Annotated in this window: 1 protein-coding gene and 1 pseudogene; both read left to right on the top strand. The window is 42.3% G+C overall.

What is annotated here, in order from left to right:
• Positions 1-300: 300 nt before the first annotated feature.
• Positions 301-1,278 (top strand): annotated as a pseudogene (locus DXD25_RS15285) (peptidase domain-containing ABC transporter); the annotation flags it as partial.
• Positions 1,279-1,290: 12 nt separating this feature from the next.
• Positions 1,291-1,716 (top strand): hypothetical protein (locus DXD25_RS17235; RefSeq protein ID WP_233522345.1); only part of this gene is annotated, 426 nt, incomplete at its 3' end.

Below are 1,716 nucleotides of genomic sequence, written 5' to 3'. Positions count from 1 at the left end.
CTGTATTCCGTCGTAATTTAGACAAAATAGAAATATAATCTGCAAAAATGAGACTAAGCAATTGGTTTCCCAATATGGCAAGATACATATATGCGTTCATAAATATTTGTTCTATTTGCCATGTTCTTAAAATGTCAAAATCGGAAATTTATCATTGTTTTCCATGTTAATTTTTGTTTTCTCATGCTTTCATTTTGGGGTTTCTTGATTTTGTTGTTCCTAATTTGTTTCTTTCGTCATTTTGTCACCTCATTTAGCATTGGTTATCAGTACGTTACGAACAATCAGTAAGATTTCAAGAAGGACATCATCATCACGGTAGTCGCTGCAACTGCCGTGATTCATGGGCAAATGACACTCGGTATGATGCTTGCCGTGCAATACATCATCGGACAGCTCAACTCGCCTGTGGAGCAACTGATGAACTTCTTCTATTCTCTGCAAGATGTGAAGATTAGCTTGGAGCGAATCAACGAGATTCACCAGATGGATGATGAGAATGGAAAGGAAGGCTTGCTAACTTCTATTGAAGATAAGAATGAGGGCATTGACATCAAGAACATCATGTTCAAGTACGACCCACATGCTTTGCGCAAAACCATAGACGATGTGAGCATTCACGTTCCGCAAGGTAAGGTAACAGCCATCGTTGGTGCATCTGGCAGTGGAAAGACCACCCTCATCCGTTTGATGCTTGGTTATTATCCTGTCTTGGAGGGAAAAATCAACATTGGAAATACTGACATCAACAAACTCAACAAAAAGTGGTGGCGCAGACAATGTGGTGTTGTCATGCAGGATGGTGTTATCTTCTCGGAGAGTATCGCTAGAAATATTGCTGTTGATGATGGCGATATAGATAAGGAACGGTTGTTGAAAGCTGCCGAGATTGCTTGCATCAAGGATTACGTGATGGCTTTGCCTCTGAAGTTCAACACTAAGATTGGGCGTGATGGCGTGGGACTGAGCCAAGGACAGAAACAGCGTATCTTGATAGCAAGGGCGGTGTATAAGAATCCCGACTACATCTTCCTTGACGAGGCGACCAACTCGCTGGATGCCAACAATGAGAGAAGCATCGTGGAGAACTTGGATAAGTTTTACAAGGGAAAGACTGTCGTGATTGTAGCTCATCGACTGAGTACGGTGAAGAATGCCGACCAAATCGTAGTCATAGACCATGGTAAGGTCGTTGAGGTTGGCAACCATGAGTCTTTGACCGCCAAGCGAGGGGCATATTATAATCTTGTGAAGAATCAGTTGGAATTGGGAAACTAAAAAGCGTTTGATATGGAACAGAAAGAAAAAGAATCAGATAACATCGAGTTGAGAAGCGAGAAGGTGAGGAACGTGATAGGCAAGGTTCCTCCTCGCCTCGTCAGCTTGGGGACAGTTATCATTACGATAATAGTCCTCGCCCTCGCAGTTGCTTTCTACAAGACACCTTATCCTATATCTATAGAGGCTAATGGTGAGGTTATAAACCAAAGAACAATACAGGTGTTTGTGCCATACAAGTATTTGTATCTTTTTGATGAGCCAAGAACTGCTCACGTTTCTTTTGAGGGCAACGACAATGCATCTTATCACTGCGACATCATAAGCCATAATGCCAAGCTCATACATAGGGATGATGGCAACTATTTTATGGCTACAGCCACAGTGAGCACACAGAGACAAAAGTCCCCTGTGTTGCAAAAGTACATGAAAGCCGAT

It is taken from the genome of Prevotella sp. TF12-30, assembly GCF_003436715.1.
GTDB classification, from domain to species: Bacteria; Bacteroidota; Bacteroidia; order Bacteroidales; family Bacteroidaceae; genus Prevotella; species Prevotella copri_A.
This window is presented reverse-complemented; position numbering and strand designations above follow the sequence as displayed.